The sequence below is a fragment of the Noviherbaspirillum sp. FW303-A3 genome (assembly GCF_058788695.1).
Map to the genome: position 1 here is coordinate 2,159,366 of NZ_JBYTAZ010000001.1, position 17,006 is coordinate 2,176,371.

Below are 17,006 nucleotides of genomic sequence, written 5' to 3' on the forward strand. Positions count from 1 at the left end.
TCTTCCGCGTGAGGAGCAGGCAATGAACGAGATCATCGAGACCAGCCCGTCCAGGGAAGAGTGCAACCTCGCGATGCTGGCTCATCTGCTCGGCATCTTCAGCGGCTTTGTCGGCGCGCTCGTGCTGTGGCTGGTCAAGCGTGAAGACAACGGTTTCGCCGCCCAGGAAGCGCGCGAGGCGCTCAACTTCCAGATCACGATTGCCATCGCCATGATGGCCGCCTTCATCCTCAAGTTCGTGCTGATCGGCTTCCTGCTTGTTCCTCTGGTCTTCCTCGCCAATTTCATTTTCTGCCTGCTTGCCGCGCTTTCGACGGCCAAGGGCAAGGCATACCGTTATCCGCTGGCGCTCAGGCTCGTCAATTAGCGGGTGGGCTCAAGTCCTTCGTAGCGCGGCAGTTCATCGTCCATCGCCGCCCATGGCGGCAGGTTCGTTGCGAAGATATGCGCCACAGGCTTTGCGTCGGTCGGCGTATCGATCGTTCCCATCCTCAGTCTCAGCACATCCGGCATTTCATCCTTGCGCGAATACAGCGGCGCGCCGCATTGCCGGCAGAACGCGCGCTTCTTGCCGGGCGACGACTCGTACTCCGCAATCAGGTCCTGCCCCGAAAGCCAGCGGAACGATGCGGTGTCGACCGGTGCAGCAACGACCGTCGTGCTGCCCTGCGCCTTGCGGCAATCGCTGCAGTGACAGACGGTGATGGTGCCGAATTCTCCGGCGTACTCGTACTGCACGCCGCGGCACATGCAGCTTCCACGAATCATGTTGTTCCTTTCAGGTAGGTCTTGATGACGGCCGCGTCGTCGAGCCCGGCCCAGCCGTTGTCGACGGTCTTGCGGAAGATGTCGAGTGCTGCGTCGCCGAGCGGCGTGTCGTACCGCGCCTTGTCCGCCATGGCGGTGGCGAGCGTGATGTCCTTGGTGAGGATGTGCGCGAAGGCGCGTGCTTCGAAGTCTTCCTTCAGCGCGCGTGCCATGCGGTCCTGGAAGATCCATGAATTGCCGCTCGATGCGCAGATGACGTCGAACAGCGTGTGCGGATCGAGGCCGATCTTCATGCCGAGCGCAAGTGCCTCGGCGCCGGCGGCGAGGTTGATCCCTGCGAGCAGGTTGTTGACGAGCTTGGTCTTTGCGCCGTCGCCGATCGTCTGGCTGATGCGGTACTGCTTGTCGCTGAGCGCGTCCAGCACATGCGCATGTCGCTGCAGCACGGCATCCTCGCCTGCGATCATCATGCTCATCGTGCCCGCTTCCGCTCGCGCGGGGCCGCCGGAGATCGGCGCGTCGATGGCAGCGACGCCGTGCTCCGCGAGGCGCTGTGCAATCCGGCTCGTGTCTTCCGGCGCAATCGTCGAACACAGCATCACGCATTTTCCCTGCACCGGCGCGTGCGTGAGTCCATCGGCACCAAAGAGCACGTCATCGATCTGCTGCGCGTTGACAACCACGACGATGACGAGGTCCGCATGTTCTGCCAATGCCGAGGGAGACGGCCATGCCTTCATGCCGATTGCGCTCGCCTCTGCCTCTGCTTCCGGCCTGATGTCGCGCACCTGCACATTGAATCCCTTTCTGTGAAGGTTCTTCGCCATCGCTATCCCCATGGCGCCGATACCGATGAGGCCGAGCTTCGTGTCTGGCTGCATGATCATTCTGATTTCACCCCGGAAAATTCCACTTGGAACTCCCAACGTAGCCTAACGGTCGAACTGTGACAAGCTCCATGCATCGCGTCCGCGGTGCGTCCAATTCCTCCGGAGGAAAAAATGAACACACGCAGACTGACTTCCATCACGGGTGCGCTCTCGCTCGCGCTGGCACTTACCGCTTGCGGCACCACCACACGTCAGCAAGTGGGTATCGGCACCGGTGCCGTCCTCGGCGGCATGGCCGGTAGTGCCGTGACGAACGGCAGCACCATCGGCACGGTCGGTGGCGCGGCGGTCGGCGGCGTCATCGGCAACGAAGTCGCGAAAAAGAAAAGGTAAGAAGTTGTAACGCGATGGTGCGCGACGGCAGCCTTGCTTCGCGCATCATCTCCCCTGTCCGTCGCCCCTTCCCTGCGCAAGCCCTTGATTCACGGGGCGATGCCGCATACCCGCTTCCCGTCCTCATTGCATCCTCTTTCTGCGCTGCCGCCTTGCGTCGCATGCCATTCGGAAATCGCGCCGGAACTTTCGTTAGTTGAAAGATTCTACACACTCGCATACATGCCATTCTGGCATGAATGGCTCACGTGCTTCGCGAACTTTTCAAGGAGAATATTTATGTTGAAATGGACCATCCCTCTCGCATGCGCACTCGTCCTGGCGGCTTGCGGCACCGGCAAGATGGGCAGCTCGTCGTCCGGTTCGTCGGCAACGTCGCCGAGTTCGTCTTCCGGCGCATCGGGCAGCTACGGCACGTCCGGTTCCGGCAGCTCCTCGACCAGCAGCCCGAGCGGCAGCTCGTCCGGCATGTCGTCCGGGTCGTCTTCCAGCGATACCTCCGGCAGCTCGTCCAGCCAGCCCGGCGCAAGCGGAACCTCCCAGGCTGTCCCGGGCACGCCGGGCAGCTCCAGCCCCACGAGCGGCAGTTCATCTACCTCGAAGTAATCGTTGCATCCGTGTGCTGCGCGAGGATGGCGCCGTTCCGTGCGCTTCCTGCGCCTGCACACGCGTTCCGCGCATGCCGCTTGCCCAATAGCGGCATCAGCGCCCCTCATGGGCAAGCAGGTAACGCTTGCGTTCCAGGCCGCCCGCGTAGCCGGACAAGCCGCCCGATGTGCCCAGCACGCGATGGCAGGGCACGATAATCGATACGGGATTGCGTCCGATGGCCGTGCCTGCGGCGCGAACGGCTTTCGGGTTCGCCACGCCATGCGCAATGGACCGGTAGGTCGTCGTCTCCCCGAAAGGCAGTGCGGCCAGTGCATTCCACACGGCGCGCTGGAATTCGGTTCCCCGCATATCGAGCGCGACATCGAAGGCGGTGCGTGTGCCTGCAAAGTATTCATCGAGCTGGCGCATGGCCGCCTGTAAATGCGGATTCGAAGGATTGCGCGTCCAGCCTTGCGGGCCGTTGAAGTATTTGTGCTCTTCGAAGTACAGGCCGCACAGGCCGTCGGCGGTTGCCGCCAGCAGCAGAGTGCCGAGCGGGCTGGTGTGTTCGGTATAGTCGGTCATGTCATGCCATCCATAAAGCGAGTGCTGCATAGCCGCGCCAGGGAGACCAGGCGGCTGCGCGTGCAGCAAGTTGTTTTTCGGTGAGCCGCGTGCCGTCGATAGCTGCGGCCTTTTGCAGGCCGAGGTCGCCTGCGGGAAAAGCATCCGGATAACGGAACGCACGCAGGGCGATGTAGTGCGCGGTCCAGTCGCCGATTCCGCGCACGGACTTCAGGCGCTCCACCGCGTCGGACAGTGCGAGTCCAGGCCTGACTTGCATGCCGCCTTCTGCTGCAAACCGTGCGAGGTTGCGTATCGTCTCTGCGCGCGTCGCGGGCAATCCGATGGCGGCGATCTCCAGCGCCTCGGCCGCTGCGAGACGCCCGGCGGACGGGAAATGATGCGTCACCTTGGCGAAAGGCGTCTCTGCCGGCATCCCGAAACGCTGCACAAGCCGGCCGGACAATGTGGTCGCTCCCGCCACGCTGACCTGCTGCCCGAGCACCGCCCGCACGGCAAGCTCGAATGCATCGAAGGCGCCCGGCACGCGCAACCCGGGCATGGCAAGGATGCGGGCTTCGAGGAGCGAGTCATGCATCAGGTGCGCCTCGATCACGGCGGGATTGGCGTCAAGGTCGAACTGGTTCCGAAGACGGGCGATCAAGGGCATCAACTGCGCAGACAGCGATGCGGATACTTCCAGTTCGAGCTGCTGCCGCGCCGGCGCATGCGCGACGCGCAGCCAGCCGGCCGCGTCACCGCTGCGCACACTGCGGACATAGACGCCATCCTGCACCGATTCCACGCCGGCGATGGCCCTTCCCGAGAGGTAGCGCAAGAGGTGCTCCCATTGATACGGCGGCCGGTAAGCGAGGCGCAGGAGCAGCGCGTCACGCTCCATGGCATCCTCTTTTGCCTGCGCGCGGCGGATGTCCGTGGGCGCGATCCCATAGCGTTGCGCAAACAATGCATTGAAACGGCGCACACTGCCGAAACCCGCCGCATAGGCAATATCGGTCATCGGCATGCTGGTCTCCTGCAACAGCTTCTTCGCGAACAGCAGGCGCTGGGTCTGCGCGAGTTCCACAGGCGTGACGCCGAAATGCTGCAACAGCACACGACGCAACTGGCGCGACGACAGGCCGACCTCCTCAGCCAGGCGCTCGACATTGCCGTCGTTCAGTGCGCCGGCGGCAATGCGCTGCCACACCGCATGTGCCAGGTTTTCCTGCAACGCGTAGGGTGCGAGTTCCGGCCTGCAGCGCAGGCAGGGACGGAAGCCTGCGGCTTCTGCTGCGGCTGCAGTGCCGAAGAACAGGCAGGACGATTCCCGCGGCGTCTTGACGGTGCACACTGGCCGGCAGTAAATCCCGGTGGTCTTCACGCCGGTAAAGAACACACCATCGAAACGTGCATCGCGCGCGGCAAGGGCGCGGTAGCAGCTTTCATGGTCGAGGGCCGGAGAGGCGGGAGCATGGGCATTCATGCGATCTTTATACGCGCCCCGGCGGAGGGCGTCTAGCCGTTTTCGGACATCACACGAACGAGGCAATCATCGACGCAATGCAGCAATTGCCGTAACAGCTTCTTTACAAATTCCAACCAGGCGTCCCACCGTATTTTTACTACTTTCCCGTCAACACGGCATGGAGTAATCTGGCCGGAGCCTGATTTCATCTGCGCCGTAGCAGGGGGCGAGGCCATAGCCCCCGACGTCCTGTTTCCGCTTGTTGGGCGTTGTTCGCGCTGCATATGCAATGAGGCACCAGAACAATCAACAAGAGGAAGAGACATGACCCGACACCACCTGATGGCGGCGCTCGCCGCGCTTTGCTGCACCACCGCACTCCACGCAAAAGACATCAAGATCGCACACGTCTACGACAAGACCGGCGCGCTCGAAGCCTACGCAAAACAAACGCACATCGGCCTGATGATGGGCCTGGAGTACGCGACCAAGGGCACCATGACAGTGAACGGCAACAAGCTGGTGGTGATCGAGAAGGACAGCCAGGGCAAGCCGGACGTCGGCAAGGCGCAGCTGGCTTCCGCCTATGCGGACGACCGTGTCGACATCGCCGTCGGCCCGACCAGCTCGGGCGTCGCACTGGCGATGCTGCCGGTGGCAGAGGAATACAAGAAGATCCTGCTGGTCGAGCCCGCCGTGGCCGACGCCATCACCGGCGAGAAGTGGAACCGCTATATCTTCCGCACCGGCCGCAACTCGTCGCAAGATGCGATCTCCAACGCGGTTGCGCTGGACAAGGCCGGCGTGTCAATTTCCACCATGGCGCAGGACACCGCCTTCGGCCGCGACGGCGTGAAGGCATTCAAGGAGGCACTGAAGAATGCCAAGCTGGTGCATGAAGAGTACCTGCCGGGCAATACCACCGATTTCACCGCCGGCGCGCAGCGCATGTTCGACACGCTCAAGGGCCAGTCGGGCCGCAAGGTGATCTTCGTGATCTGGGCCGGCCCGTCGCCGATCGGCAAGCTGGCCGACCTCGACCCGAAACGCTACGGCGTGGAAGTGGCCAGCGGCGGCAACATCCTGCCGGCCATGGCGACCTACAAGAGCTTCCCCGGCATGGAGGGCGCAGCCTATTACTACTACGGCATCCCGAAGAACCCGGCCAACGACTGGCTGGTCGCCGAGCACCAGAAGCGCCACAACTCGCCGCCTGACTTCTTCACCGCCGGCGGCATGTCGGCTGCCATGGCGCTGGTCGAGGCACTGAAGAAGACCAATGGCGAGACCAAGACCGACGCGCTGATCTCGGCCATGGAAGGTATGAGCTTCGACACGCCGAAGGGCAAGATGACCTTCCGCAAGGAAGATCACCAGGCGATGCAGTCGATGTACCACTTCAAGATCAAGGTCGATCCCAAGGTCGAGTGGGGCATTCCGGAACTGGTCCGCGAGATCAAGCCGGAAGAGATGCACGTGCCGATCACGAACAAGCGCTGATCGGGCGAACACGCCCCCTCAGGCTCACCTAACGCAGGGCAGCATGCCGGGGACGACTCATGTCTCTGCAATCCACCAAGAAAACCTCGCTCGAAACACGCGACCTCACCATCCGCTTCGGCGGCCATGTGGCGGTCAATGCCGTTTCGTGCGCATTCCAGACCGGCACGCTGACCGCCATCGTCGGTCCGAACGGCGCAGGCAAGACAACCTACTTCAACCTGATCTCCGGCCAGCTCAAACCGAGCGCGGGACAGGTATTCCTGAACGGGAACGACATCTCGGCATTGCCTGCATCGGCACGCACGCACGCCGGGCTCGGGCGCGCGTTCCAGCTCACCAGCCTGTTCCCCAACCTGACCGTGATGGAGAACGTGCGCCTCGCACTGCAGTCCCGCGCGCACCTGGGACTGGACCTGTGGAACGTATGGAACCATCACAAGGAACTGATCGAACGCGCGGAGCAGGTGCTGGAAGACGTCGCCCTCGCCTCCAAGCGCGACACGCCGGCAGCGGCATTGCCGCACGGCGACCAGCGCAAGCTGGAGGTCGGCCTGCTGATCGCGCTTGATCCCGACATCTTCATGTTCGACGAACCGACTGCGGGCATGAGCGTGGATGAAGTGCCTGTCATCCTCGACCTGATCCGCAAATTGAAGAAGCTCTCTCACAAAACCATCCTGCTGGTCGAGCACAAGATGGATGTCGTGCGGAACTGGCCGATCGCATCATCGTCCTGCACAACGGCTCGCTGATGGCGGACGGCGACCCGGAAACGGTGATCGCATCGCCCATCGTGCAACAGGCATACCTGGGCATGGCGCCCGTCGAGGAGGCAGCATGACGCAGGCACTGCTGAAACTGGAAGGCGTGCACACGCATATCGGCGCGTATCACATCCTGCACGGCGTGGACCTCGAAGTGCCGCGCGGGCAGCTCACCATGCTGCTCGGCCGCAACGGTGCCGGCAAGACGACGACGCTGCGCACCATCATGGGCTTGTGGCAGGCGTCGCAGGGACGCATCACCTTCGACGGACAGGACATCACGAAGCGCGGCACGCCGGATATCGCGCAGTCGGGCATCGCCTACGTGCCGGAGAACATGGGCATCTTCGGCGACCTGACGGTAAAGGAAAACATGCTGCTCGCCGCGCGCAGCGCGGGACGCATCGAGCAGATCGACGAGAAGCGGCTGGACTGGATCTTCGGCCTGTTTCCCGCGATGAAGAAATTCTGGCTGCATCCGGCGGGAAAATTGTCGGGCGGGCAGAAGCAGATGCTGGCGGTGTCGCGTGCGATTGTCGAGCCGCGCAAGCTGCTGCTGATCGACGAACCGAGCAAAGGACTGGCGCCGGCGATCATCGCGAACATGATCTCGGCGTTCCGGGAACTGAAGCAGACCGACACGACGATTCTTCTGGTGGAGCAGAACTTCAATTTTGCGAAACAGCTTGGGGATACGGTGGCGGTGATGGATGACGGGCGGATCGTGCACCGGGGGGCGATGCAGGAGCTCGCGGAAGATGAGGCGCTGCAGACGAAGCTGCTGGGGCTGTCGCTGGCGGCACATCACTGAATAGCCCCTCTCCCGCAGGCGGGGAGGGGTTGGGGTGAGGGAGCGCGCGAGACCTTCTGAGGACTTGTCAACGCCCCTCATCCCCGGCCCTTCTCCCGCCTGCGGGAGAAGGGAGGAAGAAGCAAGAGAGGATATTTGCATGGAACAAGCAACCACACTGCCGTCAGCTCAGGCCACCGGTCCGCGGCTTTACACACAGATCGACTGGGCGCCCCTGGCACTGGTGCCCGTGCTGGCACTGGCCGCCCTGCCGCTGATCGGCTCGTCATCCACCTGGATCACGCTCACAGCCGCAGGACTCGCCATGGGCATGATCATCTTCATCATCGCCTCCGGCCTGACGCTGATCTTCGGGCTGATGGACGTGCTCAACTTCGGCCACGGCGTCTTCATCGCGCTCGGCGCCTTCATGGCGGTCACCGTGCTGGGCATGATGCCTGGCTGGATGGGCTCCGCGAACATCGGGCTCAACCTTGCCGCGATTGCCGTGGCGATGGTTGGCGCGATGGTCACAGCGGGCGCCATCGGACTCTTCTTCGAACGCGTGATCGTGCGCCGCGTGTACGGCCAGCACCTGAAGCAGATCCTGATCACCATGGGCGGCATGGTGGTCGGCGAAGAACTGATCAAGGTGTTCTGGGGGCCGCAGCAGATTGCGCTGAACCTGCCTGCATCGTTTCGCGGCGCAATCCTGTTCGGCGATTCCGCGATCGAGAAGTACCGCATCCTTGCCGTCGTGGTCGGGCTGGCTGTCTTCGTGGCGATGATGATCGTGCTGAATCGCACCAAGCTCGGCCTGCTGATCCGCGCAGGCGTGCAGGACCGCGAGATGGTGGAGAGCCTGGGCTACCGCATCAAGCGCCTGTTCGTCGGCGTGTTCGTCGCCGGTTCCGCGCTGGCGGGGCTGGGCGGCGTGATGTGGGGGCTGTACCAGCAGAGCGTGATCCCGCAGATGGGCGCGCATGTGAACGTGCTGATCTTCATCGTCATCATCATCGGCGGCCTCGGCTCCACCGGCGGCTGCTTCCTCGGCGCCCTGCTGGTCGGCCTGCTGGCCAACTACACCGGATTCCTGGCGCCGAAGGTGGCACTGTTCTCCAACATCCTCCTGATGGTCGCCATCCTGCTATGGCGCCCGCAAGGCCTCTACCAGGTGACGAACAGGTAAACGCGATGCTCAGACAACTCCTTTCCCACGACCTGCCGCGCAACAAGGTGCTGAGCGCGGTGCTGCTCGTCATCGTATTCGCCCTGGCGTTTGCGCCCTTCCTCTTTCCCGGCGCGAAGGCGCTGAATGTGGCGGCAAAGATCCTGATCTTCATCGTGCTGGTCGCCAGCTATGACCTGCTGCTCGGCTATACCGGCATCGTGTCCTTTGCGCATACGATGTTCTTCGGCATCGGCGCCTACGGCATCGCTATCGCGAGCACGCGCATGGGGCCGGGCTGGGGCAGCCTGCTGGTCGGCGCGCTGTGCGCGGTGGTGCTGTCGCTGGCGCTGTCGCTGATCATCGGCCTGTTTTCGCTGCGGGTGCGGGCGATCTTTTACGCGATGATCACGCTGGCGGTGGCGTCTGCGTTCCAGACGCTGGCTTCGCAGCTGTCGCAATTTACCGGCGGCGAAGACGGCCTCAACTTCAAGCTGCCGGAGCTGCTCTCGCCTGCCTTCCAGCTCGCCGAGGAGCAAGTCCTCGGCGCCTGGCTGGACGGCAAGTTCATCACCTATTACATCCTGTTCTTCACGACCGTGCTGCTGTTCCTGGCCATGCTGCGCATCGTGAACTCGCCGTTCGGCCGCGTGCTGCAGGCGATCCGCGAGAACGATTTCCGCGCCGAGGCGATCGGATACAAGATCGTTGTCTTCCGCACGTTGTCCAATGTGCTGGCGGCGGTCTTCGCCACGCTTGCCGGCTGCATGCTGGCAATCTGGCTGCGCTACAACGGCCCCGATACCTCGCTGTCTTTTGAAATCATGGTGGACATCCTGCTGATCGTCGTCATCGGCGGCATGGGCACGATGTATGGCGCAATCTGCGGTTCGGCCATCTTCCTGCTGGCGCAGAATTACCTGCAGGACCTGATGCGGCTCGCGTCGGGCGCCGCGCAAAACCTGCCGTTGCTGCCGGCACTGCTGTCGCCGGACCGCTGGCTGCTGTGGCTGGGTATCCTATTCATCCTGTCGGTGTATTTCTTCCCGACAGGCATCGTCGGCAAACTGCGTACATGGGGGACACGATGAAACCGGTTTCGCATTACCTCCGCTGCTGCGAGCGCGAGATCCATTATGTCGAGTGGGGAAACAAGGATGCGCCGCCGCTGATCATGTGGCATGGGCTTGCGCGCACCGGGCGGGATTTCGACGATCTCGCGGAAGCATTGTCCGGCACCTACCGCATCATCTGCCCCGACACGCTCGGGCGCGGCCTGTCGCAGTGGAGCCCGGATCCGGACAAGGAATACTGCCTCGCCTTCTACGCCAGGCTGGCGGCATCGCTGGTCGACCAGTTGGGATTCGACAAGGTGCGCTGGGTGGGGACCTCGATGGGCGGTGCCATCGGCACGGTGGCGGGCGCAACCACGCTGAAGGGCCGCATCAGCCATCTGGTGCTGAACGACAACGGCCCTTCGCTGGCCAGCGCGGCGATCGAACGCATCAAGACGTATGCGGGCAATCCGCCGCAGTTCGATACGGTCACCGAGCTGGAGAATTTTTTCCGCACGGTGTACAAGCCGTATGGATGGCAAAGCGATGCGCAGTGGCGGCGCATGACGGAGACATCGGCCCGCCGCATGCCGAACGGGAAGGTCACGCCGCATTACGATCCGGCGATGGTGCGCCAGTTCATCGTGTATCCGGACGACTACGACCTGTGGGAAAAGTACGACGCGCTCGACATGCCGACGCTGGTCTTGCGCGGGGTGGAGTCGGACCTGCTGCTGCAGGAGACGGCGGAGGAAATGACGCGCCGCGGACCGCGGGCGAAGCTGGCGGTCATCCCAGGCTGCGGCCATGCGCCGGCCCTGAATGTTGCGGAACAAATCGACCTGGTGCGCGGCTTCCTCGCCGGCTGATTTATTTCACCAGGAAGTGCGCCGCCAGCGCCAGCACTGCGGGCACGGTCTGCACATACAGGATGCGCTTCTGGACCGTGACCGCGCCCCAGATCCCGGCCACCGCCACGCACAGCAGGCCGAATACCGCGAACGCATTCGCGATGGCCGGTTCGGGATGCAGCAAGGCGACGGCGAGGGCTGCGGCGAGGAAGCCGTTGTAACACCCCTGGTTGGACATGGCCGGCGCCATCATTTCGACCTGTTCCCCGCTCAATCCGAATACCTTGCGCCCCCGTGTGCGGAACATCACCGTTTCAAGCAGGAAGATGTAGACGTGGATGAGCATGACGAGGCCGGTCAGTATTTTGGCGATGAGCAGCATGGGTTCCCCTTCAGGTGAGTTTCTTCATATATATCATGGGGAGATTAGAGATATCCGTCTACTCGACCGATATCCTTCCCGGCCGACATTTCAGACGCCCTGCAAACCGTGCTGTGCGAACGGCTCCCTCGCGAACTTGACGTTGGCGCGTCCGCTGTTCTTCGCTTCGTACATCGCCAGGTCGGCGCTGCGGGTCAGCGATTTTGCGTCGGCGCCATCCCTCGGGTAGACTGCCGCGCCGATGCTGGCCGAGATGCCGAAGGTATGGCCGGCGATATGGTATGGCATGGTCAGGCGCTGCAAAACCTTGTCCGCGACCACCGCCACATCGTGTTCCCCCTCCACCTCCGGCAACAGGGCGACGAATTCATCGCCGCCGAGACGCGAAGCCGTGTCGGACTCGCGCACGCAGCTACGCAAGCGCAGCGCCACCTCTTTCAGGAGCAGGTCTCCGTAGCCGTGTCCGTAGTTATCGTTGACCGGTTTGAACTTGTCGAGGTCAATAAACAGCAGCGCCACCTGCCCGCCGTGCCGCTTCGCGGTGGCGAGCGCGTGCTGCAGACGCTCGTCAAGCAGCTTGCGGTTAGGCAAACCGGTCAGCGGATCGTACAAGGCCAGTTGCATCGCCTGGCTGGCCGCCTGCAAGGCACGTGCCCTGTCGTCCAAAAAAATCCACACCAACAGGGCAAGCAACAGGCTGATGCTGATGCCGGCCTGCAATACCAGCAGCGTCCTTCCGGACTCGATCCGGTGCTCGAAGACCGGAAGGGCTGCAATCGCCACGCTCCATGCATGGTTTGCGACTTCGATGCGCGTCACCGCCCGGTAGAGAAAATCAGGCGACATGGCCTGCACATCCGTCCTTGCGTCGAACGTGCGCGCGCGTTCATTCAGGTCACCGTTATCGTAGATCTCGATGTCGACATCGATACCGAGGTTATCGAACAGGCCGCGCATGAAGTCACCCATGCGAAACGGCGCATACACCCACCCCATCAGGTTCGTGCGCCGCTGCTCCGGCAGGTCGTAGGGTGTATCGTCTTCATAGACTGGCAGGTACATGAGGAAACCGGACTGTACTTCGCCGCCGGTTTCCTGCACCAGCGTCACCCTGCCCGACAGCGCGGCCGAGCCGGTATCGCGCGCCTTGTCCATCGCCGCCCGGCGCACCGGGTCGGAATACATGTCGTAGCCGAAAGCGCGCAGGTTGCGGCCGGAGAAGGGTTCCAGGTAGAGGATGGCCGAATAGACGTCGCGCGCGCCTTCCGGACGGATCGTGTAATCGGCGAATCCCTCATTGCGCACGCGCGCGATGTGCTGCGCCTTCCCGGCCGCTGGGATAAAGGCAGAAAAACCGAGGCCCTGGATCCCCGGATAGTTGTCCGTCAGGTTCAGCGCATCCACATAGGTGCGGAACATGTCGCGGGAGACCTCGCCCTTGACGACGAACAGACCTTTGGTAGCACGCAGGACCTGCTCGTAGATCATGAGCCGCTGGCGGATCACTTCGCCCACTTCGCGCACGCGGTAGTCGAATGCGCTCTGCACGATCTGCGCCATATTGTTGCGCGCATCTTCCCACAGCTTGTAGGTCACCAGCAGCGAGGCAACGAGCACGAGGACCGTCAGGACATCACGCGCACGGATAAGTTCAGGAATCCGCTGCCAGCGTTCTTCCATCTGCATCATGCCGCCCTCCCTGGCGTGCGGTGCCGCGCGGACAATATCCCCGGCATCATCGCCATCCAAGGACATCTGCCTGCCGGCGTGGCCGCCATTCCCTGTGTTCGATACACTCGGTTTTCCTTATCGTTGGTCCTCTTCAAAAGATTTAAGACAAGAAAGCGCGCCAAGGGTTTTTGACGCGTCACAAACCTTGTTCCGCCACTTCTCGCCGTGCGGAAATTTGTCGCAAGCAAGGCGCCTGCCTGGCCCGGTAAAACCGGCGGTCCACATGCTTTTTCGCTTTGCGCTACACTCGATTGTTCCCTCCTGTCATCCGAAAGCCCGCCATGCTGACCGCCACCCGCGCCCCGCAACTCAAGAACGTGCTGATCGCCAGCGGCCTGGTGCTGACTCTCGCCATGGGCGTGCGGCACGGTTTCGGTTTCTGGCTGCAGCCGATCTCGCAGGCGCACGGCTGGACGCGGGAAACCTATTCGCTGGCGATGGCGTTGCAGAACCTGCTGTGGGGCGTGTTCGGCCCGTTTGCCGGCATGGCGGCGGACCGTTTCGGCACGGCGCGCGTGGTGATCGTGGGCGCCCTGTTCTACGTCGGCGGCCTGCTGTGGATGGCGACGGTCGCCGATCCGACGGCGTTCGTGATCGGCTCCGGCATCCTCATCGGCGCTGCCCTTGCCTGCACCGCCTTCGGCGCGGTCAGCGGCATCATCGGCCGCACGGCGCCGGAAGCGAAGCGTTCCTGGGCCTTCGGCATTTCCGGCGCGGCAAGTTCGTTTGGCCAATTCATGATGATGCCGGTCGAGCAACAGCTGATTTCCAGTACCGGCTGGCAAACCGCCTTCTACATCCTCGCCGCGCTGGTGGCGCTGGTCATGCTGCCGATGGCCTTCGGCCTGCGCGAGCTGCCGCACCAGAAGTCCTCCGGTCCGCAGCAGAGCATGGGCGAAGCGATCCGCGAAGCCTTCGCCTACCGCCCCTTCCAGCTGCTCGTCGCCGGCTATTTCGTGTGCGGCTTCCAGCTCGTGTTCGTCGGCGTGCACATGCCGGCCTACCTGAAGGACAAGGGCATCACCGACGCCAACGTGGCGGTGATGGCGCTGGCGCTGATCGGGCTGTTCAACATCTTCGGTTCCTACTATGCCGGCAAGCTGGGCAGTTTCCTGCCCAAACGCTACCTGCTGTCGGCGATCTATCTCGCCCGCGCGGTAGTCATCGGCCTGTTCCTGCTGGCGCCGCTGACGCCCTGGTCGATCTACCTGTTCTCCGCCGCGATCGGCCTGCTGTGGCTGTCGACGGTGCCGCTGACCAACGGCGTGATCGCCGGCATCTTCGGCGTGAAATACATGTCGATGCTGTCGGGCTTCGTGTTCTTCTCGCACCAGGTGGGCAGCTTCATCGGCGTGTGGCTGGGCGGCTACCTGTTCACGCGAGACGGCAGCTACGACACTGTATGGGGCATCGTCATCGCGCTCGGCGTGTTTGCCGCGCTGGTGAACCTGCCGATCAACGAGAAGGCCATCGTACGCCAGCCGCATCCTGCGATGGCCTGACTATCATGCGCGACGGACTGAAACGCTTCCTGCTCGGCATCGCCATCGCGGCGGTGCTGGCGGCCGTGTTCGTCGGCTACCTGCGTCCGTCCTTCATCTTCGACCTCGCCAACCGCATCATCCTATGCTTCTGAATTCCGCTTCCCTGCCGGCCGCGCGCGCAGCCGTGCAACACCTGGGCGCATCGCGCATCCGCGAAGTCGCCAACGCAGGCATCGGCCTGCAGGATGTGCTGCCCTTCTGGTTCGGCGAGCCTGACCAGGAAACGCCTGCTTTCATCCGTGAAGTGGCGAAGCAATCGCTGGACGCTGGCGACACCTTCTATACGCACAATTTCGGCATCCCGCCGCTGCGCGAAGCGATTGCGGCCTACCTGTCGGCGCTGCATCGCCCGATCGATCCGGGCCGCGTGGCGGTCACGTCGTCCGGCGTATCGGCGCTGATGCTGCTGTCGCAGCTCATCATCAATCCGGGCGACCGCGTCGTCGCCATCACGCCGCTGTGGCCGAACCTGGTCGAGATCCCGAAGATTCTCGGCGCGGAAGTGGTGAAGGTGCCGCTGCGCTTCGGCAAGACCTGGGAACTCGACGTCCAGCAGTTGCTGGATGCGCTCACGCCCGGTACCAGGGCGGTGCTGATCAACTCCCCCAACAATCCGACTGGCTGGGTGATCGCGAAGGAACAACAGGAAATCATTCTTGCGCATTGCCGCAGGCACGGCATCTGGATCCTGGCGGACGATGTGTACGAACGCCTCGTCTACGACGGCACGGCGGGGCAGCGTTCCTGCGCTCCGTCCTTCCTCGACATCGCTGCGCCGGATGACCGCCTCGTGTCGGCCAACAGTTTTTCCAAATCCTGGCTGATGACCGGCTGGCGGCTCGGCTGGGTCGTTGCACCGGAACCGTTGATGGCCGATCTCGGCAAGCTGATCGAATACAACACCTCCTGCGCGCCGGGCTTCGTGCAGCGCGCCGGTGTGGTCGCCATCGAACGCGGCGAGGAGATCATCGCGCACACCGTGTCGCGCTACCAGGCGGCGCGCGACTTCTTGTACGAACGGTTGAATGCGCTCCCCTGTATCACGACACCAAAACCGAAGGGGGCGATGTACCTGTTCTTCCGCGTCGACGGTGCGCAAGACACGCTGGCGCTGTGCAAGCAACTGGTGGTGGAAGCGAAGCTCGGCCTGGCACCCGGCAACGCGTTCGGGCCGGAGGGTGAGGGTTATATCCGCTGGTGCTTCGCGAGTTCGGTGGAGCGGCTGGATGAAGGCGTGAAACGGCTGTCGAAGTTCCTGTCCGAACGCTGACAGACAGCCTCAGCGGCTCTGCGCCGTCGCCGCCGGCGCAATTCCCCCGCCCGCCGGCCACCGCACGAATTCATAGATATCGCTATGCTGGTTTTGCCCGGTCCGGCCACGCGTATTGATCACGACCTGGCCAGCTTCCATGCTGCCGTCATAGGCCGCGGGTGAACCTTCGGGAGTGAAAAAAAGCAGGCGCATGCCCTGGAACTTGACGATGCCGCGCTCGTTGTTCGGCTCGTCGCGCACAAACCATTGCCGCAGTTGCTCCGGCGTCCCGACGGAGCGTACGGTGATAAAGGTTCCATCCGGATAGAAGCGGAAGTATTTCCAGGACAGGGTGCCGTTCACGCTGACCGGCGCCCGGTAGACGCCGTCGTATTGCAACTGGGGACCGGCAGCCGCGCGCGGGTCGGCAATGGTTTTGACGTCTGCCGCCGCCCTTGCCTGTGGCGCCGCTCTGGTTGCCACGTTCGCCTCCACAGTGCCCGCAGCCGCGAGCACGCCGGCAGCGTCTGCCGGATCGATCACGATCGCATCCGCCGCAGCGCGCGCGGTCGCGGCCACCCTTGCCTCGGCTGCCGCTTTTTGGGCAGCAGCCACAGCCCTGGCCTGGGCCGCTGCCTTGATATCCGCTGCGGACCTGGCGTCTGCTGCAGCTTTGGCGGCTGCCGCAGCGGCATCAGTCGCCGCCTTGGCCGCGGTCGCCGCCCAAGTGTCGGCTGCAACCTTGGCATCGGCCGCACTCGTGGCCTCATTTGCCGCAGCGTCCGCCTGTGCCTTGGCCTCTGCCGCGACCCTGGCGGCGGCCATGGCCCGGGTTTCGGCGGCTGTCCGGGCTTCCATTGCCGCTGCCCTGGCTTCGGCGGCAGCCTTGTTCGCAGCGGCCTTGGCTTCCGCAGCGAGGCTGGCGGCCGATGCTGCCCTGGCCTCCGCTGTCGCGGCCTCCGACGCGGCCTTGGCCGCAGCCGCGGCTTTGGCATCCACAGCGGTCCTGGCGGTAACCGTCGCCCTGGAGGTCATTGCAATTCTTGCATCGGGGGAGTGCGCATCCGCCGGGCTCGTCGCATGTCCGCCCGGGGCGTCAACCATCTCGCTTTCAACGCCTTTTGCCGCGTAGATGATCTTGCGCTTCTTGCGGTCGCACCGGCCGACTATCTTGCCGGGGACCTTCACGTCCTTGTCGACAACGGTCAGCGTGACATCCTTCACGCCGTTCGCCGTCATTTTTGCTTCAATGGCCTTCTTTACGGCCGAGCAGTCGTCGCTTGCCGCCGCGGGCGAGCCAAAAGCAGCAGCCACTGCCAGGACAGCCAACGCCTGTAACTTGTTCATCGAAG

18 protein-coding genes and 1 pseudogene are annotated in these 17,006 nt (G+C 63.4%); 11 read left to right on the plus strand and 8 right to left on the minus strand.

Annotated features, from left to right (window positions below):
* Nucleotides 1–22 precede the first annotated feature (22 nt).
* The gene (locus AC3WOY_RS10595) at nucleotides 23–367 is read left to right on the plus strand and encodes a DUF4870 domain-containing protein (protein ID WP_492423478.1); all 345 of its coding nucleotides are present in this window, start codon (nucleotides 23–25) and stop codon (nucleotides 365–367) included.
* Here AC3WOY_RS10595 and AC3WOY_RS10600 read toward each other — a convergent pair.
* Both AC3WOY_RS10600 and AC3WOY_RS10605 read right to left on the minus strand, forming a co-directional pair.
* Nucleotides 364–768, minus strand: coding sequence for a GFA family protein (locus AC3WOY_RS10600; RefSeq protein ID WP_492423480.1), 405 nt, complete (start codon nucleotides 766–768; stop codon nucleotides 364–366). The two genes, AC3WOY_RS10595 and AC3WOY_RS10600, sit on opposite strands and share 4 nt — an antisense overlap.
* Entirely contained in the window at nucleotides 765–1,649 is an 885-nt protein-coding gene (locus tag AC3WOY_RS10605; RefSeq protein ID WP_492423482.1) for an NAD(P)-dependent oxidoreductase, read from the minus strand. Before AC3WOY_RS10605 ends, AC3WOY_RS10600 begins: the two co-directional genes overlap by 4 nt.
* A gap of 120 nt (nucleotides 1,650–1,769) precedes the next feature.
* On the opposite strand from AC3WOY_RS10605, the gene AC3WOY_RS10610 reads away from it, so the two are divergent.
* On the plus strand, nucleotides 1,770–1,991 hold the full coding sequence (locus AC3WOY_RS10610; RefSeq protein ID WP_492423484.1) for a YMGG-like glycine zipper-containing protein: 222 nt from the start codon (nucleotides 1,770–1,772) through the stop codon (nucleotides 1,989–1,991).
* A 407-nt stretch (nucleotides 1,992–2,398) separates the two neighbouring features.
* Here AC3WOY_RS10610 and AC3WOY_RS10615 read toward each other — a convergent pair whose 3' ends face one another.
* Genes AC3WOY_RS10615 through AC3WOY_RS10625 form a run of 3 tightly spaced genes read right to left on the minus strand, consistent with a single transcriptional unit; the run spans nucleotide 2,399 to nucleotide 4,632 of the window.
* Complete coding sequence (locus AC3WOY_RS10615; RefSeq protein ID WP_492423486.1) at nucleotides 2,399–2,707, minus strand: hypothetical protein; 309 nt, start codon at nucleotides 2,705–2,707, stop codon at nucleotides 2,399–2,401.
* Nucleotides 2,694–3,167, minus strand: coding sequence for a methylated-DNA--[protein]-cysteine S-methyltransferase (locus AC3WOY_RS10620; protein WP_492423488.1), 474 nt, complete (start codon nucleotides 3,165–3,167; stop codon nucleotides 2,694–2,696). Before AC3WOY_RS10620 ends, AC3WOY_RS10615 begins: the two co-directional genes overlap by 14 nt.
* Before the next feature lies 1 nt (nucleotide 3,168).
* Nucleotides 3,169–4,632, minus strand: a complete 1,464-nt coding sequence (locus AC3WOY_RS10625; protein WP_492423490.1) for an AlkA N-terminal domain-containing protein — start codon at nucleotides 4,630–4,632, stop codon at nucleotides 3,169–3,171.
* A gap of 306 nt (nucleotides 4,633–4,938) precedes the next feature.
* Between AC3WOY_RS10625 and AC3WOY_RS10630 the strand changes: the two genes are divergently transcribed.
* From AC3WOY_RS10630 to AC3WOY_RS10655, 6 genes and pseudogenes are all read left to right on the plus strand, one after another.
* Nucleotides 4,939–6,114 carry a substrate-binding domain-containing protein gene (locus AC3WOY_RS10630; protein ID WP_492423492.1) on the plus strand — a complete coding sequence of 392 codons (1,176 nt, stop codon included), beginning with the start codon at nucleotides 4,939–4,941 and terminating at the stop codon, nucleotides 6,112–6,114.
* A gap of 59 nt (nucleotides 6,115–6,173) precedes the next feature.
* Nucleotides 6,174–6,958 (plus strand): annotated as a pseudogene (locus AC3WOY_RS10635) (ABC transporter ATP-binding protein).
* Nucleotides 6,955–7,692 (plus strand): ABC transporter ATP-binding protein, encoded by a 738-nt coding sequence (locus tag AC3WOY_RS10640; RefSeq protein WP_492423494.1) that lies wholly within the window; start codon nucleotides 6,955–6,957, stop codon nucleotides 7,690–7,692. The pseudogene AC3WOY_RS10635 and the gene AC3WOY_RS10640 overlap by 4 nt, the downstream one beginning before the upstream one ends.
* 139 nt (nucleotides 7,693–7,831) lie before the next feature.
* Nucleotides 7,832–8,860, plus strand: a complete 1,029-nt coding sequence (locus AC3WOY_RS10645; RefSeq protein WP_492423496.1) for a branched-chain amino acid ABC transporter permease — start codon at nucleotides 7,832–7,834, stop codon at nucleotides 8,858–8,860.
* Between the two features lie 5 nt (nucleotides 8,861–8,865).
* A complete protein-coding gene (locus AC3WOY_RS10650) occupies nucleotides 8,866–9,930 on the plus strand; it encodes a branched-chain amino acid ABC transporter permease (protein ID WP_492423498.1) in 1,065 nt (354 codons plus the stop codon).
* Nucleotides 9,927–10,763: an alpha/beta fold hydrolase gene (locus AC3WOY_RS10655; RefSeq protein ID WP_492423500.1), complete on the plus strand. Its 837-nt coding sequence runs from the start codon at nucleotides 9,927–9,929 to the stop codon at nucleotides 10,761–10,763. The genes AC3WOY_RS10650 and AC3WOY_RS10655 overlap by 4 nt, the downstream gene beginning before the upstream one ends.
* 1 nt (nucleotide 10,764) lies before the next feature.
* Here the strand turns inward: AC3WOY_RS10655 and AC3WOY_RS10660 are convergent, their stop codons facing one another.
* On the minus strand, nucleotides 10,765–11,127 hold the full coding sequence (locus AC3WOY_RS10660) for a DUF1304 domain-containing protein (RefSeq protein WP_492423502.1): 363 nt from the start codon (nucleotides 11,125–11,127) through the stop codon (nucleotides 10,765–10,767).
* 90 nt (nucleotides 11,128–11,217) lie between these two features.
* Nucleotides 11,218–12,816, minus strand: coding sequence for a CHASE domain-containing protein (locus tag AC3WOY_RS10665; protein WP_492423504.1), 1,599 nt, complete (start codon nucleotides 12,814–12,816; stop codon nucleotides 11,218–11,220).
* 323 nt (nucleotides 12,817–13,139) lie between these two features.
* On the opposite strand from AC3WOY_RS10665, the gene AC3WOY_RS10670 reads away from it, so the two are divergent.
* The 3 genes from AC3WOY_RS10670 to AC3WOY_RS10680 are packed head-to-tail and all read left to right on the plus strand — an operon-like array spanning nucleotide 13,140 to nucleotide 15,672.
* Nucleotides 13,140–14,360, plus strand: a complete 1,221-nt coding sequence (locus AC3WOY_RS10670; RefSeq protein ID WP_492423506.1) for an MFS transporter — start codon at nucleotides 13,140–13,142, stop codon at nucleotides 14,358–14,360.
* A 5-nt stretch (nucleotides 14,361–14,365) separates the two neighbouring features.
* On the plus strand, nucleotides 14,366–14,494 hold the full coding sequence (locus tag AC3WOY_RS10675) for a hypothetical protein (protein ID WP_492423508.1): 129 nt from the start codon (nucleotides 14,366–14,368) through the stop codon (nucleotides 14,492–14,494).
* Nucleotides 14,485–15,672, plus strand: coding sequence for a pyridoxal phosphate-dependent aminotransferase (locus AC3WOY_RS10680; protein ID WP_492423510.1), 1,188 nt, complete (start codon nucleotides 14,485–14,487; stop codon nucleotides 15,670–15,672). Before AC3WOY_RS10675 ends, AC3WOY_RS10680 begins: the two co-directional genes overlap by 10 nt.
* A gap of 9 nt (nucleotides 15,673–15,681) precedes the next feature.
* On the opposite strand, the gene AC3WOY_RS10685 is transcribed toward AC3WOY_RS10680, so the two are convergent.
* A complete protein-coding gene (locus AC3WOY_RS10685; protein WP_492423512.1) occupies nucleotides 15,682–17,001 on the minus strand; it encodes a DUF1161 domain-containing protein in 1,320 nt (439 codons plus the stop codon).
* Nucleotides 17,002–17,006 lie beyond the last annotated feature (5 nt).

Coding starts and splice junctions, on each gene's coding strand:
- AC3WOY_RS10640 (WP_492423494.1), top strand. CDS start 6,955: ATGACGCAGGCACTGCTGAAACTGGAAGGCGTGCACACGCATATCGGC.
- AC3WOY_RS10680 (WP_492423510.1), top strand. CDS start 14,485: ATGCTTCTGAATTCCGCTTCCCTGCCGGCCGCGCGCGCAGCCGTGCAA.
- AC3WOY_RS10665 (WP_492423504.1), bottom strand. CDS start 12,816: ATGATGCAGATGGAAGAACGCTGGCAGCGGATTCCTGAACTTATCCGT.
- AC3WOY_RS10655 (WP_492423500.1), top strand. CDS start 9,927: ATGAAACCGGTTTCGCATTACCTCCGCTGCTGCGAGCGCGAGATCCAT.
- AC3WOY_RS10660 (WP_492423502.1), bottom strand. CDS start 11,127: ATGCTGCTCATCGCCAAAATACTGACCGGCCTCGTCATGCTCATCCAC.
- AC3WOY_RS10610 (WP_492423484.1), top strand. CDS start 1,770: ATGAACACACGCAGACTGACTTCCATCACGGGTGCGCTCTCGCTCGCG.
- AC3WOY_RS10630 (WP_492423492.1), top strand. CDS start 4,939: ATGACCCGACACCACCTGATGGCGGCGCTCGCCGCGCTTTGCTGCACC.
- AC3WOY_RS10685 (WP_492423512.1), bottom strand. CDS start 17,001: ATGAACAAGTTACAGGCGTTGGCTGTCCTGGCAGTGGCTGCTGCTTTT.
- AC3WOY_RS10600 (WP_492423480.1), bottom strand. CDS start 768: ATGATTCGTGGAAGCTGCATGTGCCGCGGCGTGCAGTACGAGTACGCC.
- AC3WOY_RS10650 (WP_492423498.1), top strand. CDS start 8,866: ATGCTCAGACAACTCCTTTCCCACGACCTGCCGCGCAACAAGGTGCTG.
- AC3WOY_RS10605 (WP_492423482.1), bottom strand. CDS start 1,649: ATGCAGCCAGACACGAAGCTCGGCCTCATCGGTATCGGCGCCATGGGG.
- AC3WOY_RS10615 (WP_492423486.1), bottom strand. CDS start 2,707: ATGAGGGGCGCTGATGCCGCTATTGGGCAAGCGGCATGCGCGGAACGC.
- AC3WOY_RS10645 (WP_492423496.1), top strand. CDS start 7,832: ATGGAACAAGCAACCACACTGCCGTCAGCTCAGGCCACCGGTCCGCGG.
- AC3WOY_RS10625 (WP_492423490.1), bottom strand. CDS start 4,632: ATGAATGCCCATGCTCCCGCCTCTCCGGCCCTCGACCATGAAAGCTGC.
- AC3WOY_RS10675 (WP_492423508.1), top strand. CDS start 14,366: ATGCGCGACGGACTGAAACGCTTCCTGCTCGGCATCGCCATCGCGGCG.
- AC3WOY_RS10670 (WP_492423506.1), top strand. CDS start 13,140: ATGCTGACCGCCACCCGCGCCCCGCAACTCAAGAACGTGCTGATCGCC.
- AC3WOY_RS10595 (WP_492423478.1), top strand. CDS start 23: ATGAACGAGATCATCGAGACCAGCCCGTCCAGGGAAGAGTGCAACCTC.
- AC3WOY_RS10620 (WP_492423488.1), bottom strand. CDS start 3,167: ATGACCGACTATACCGAACACACCAGCCCGCTCGGCACTCTGCTGCTG.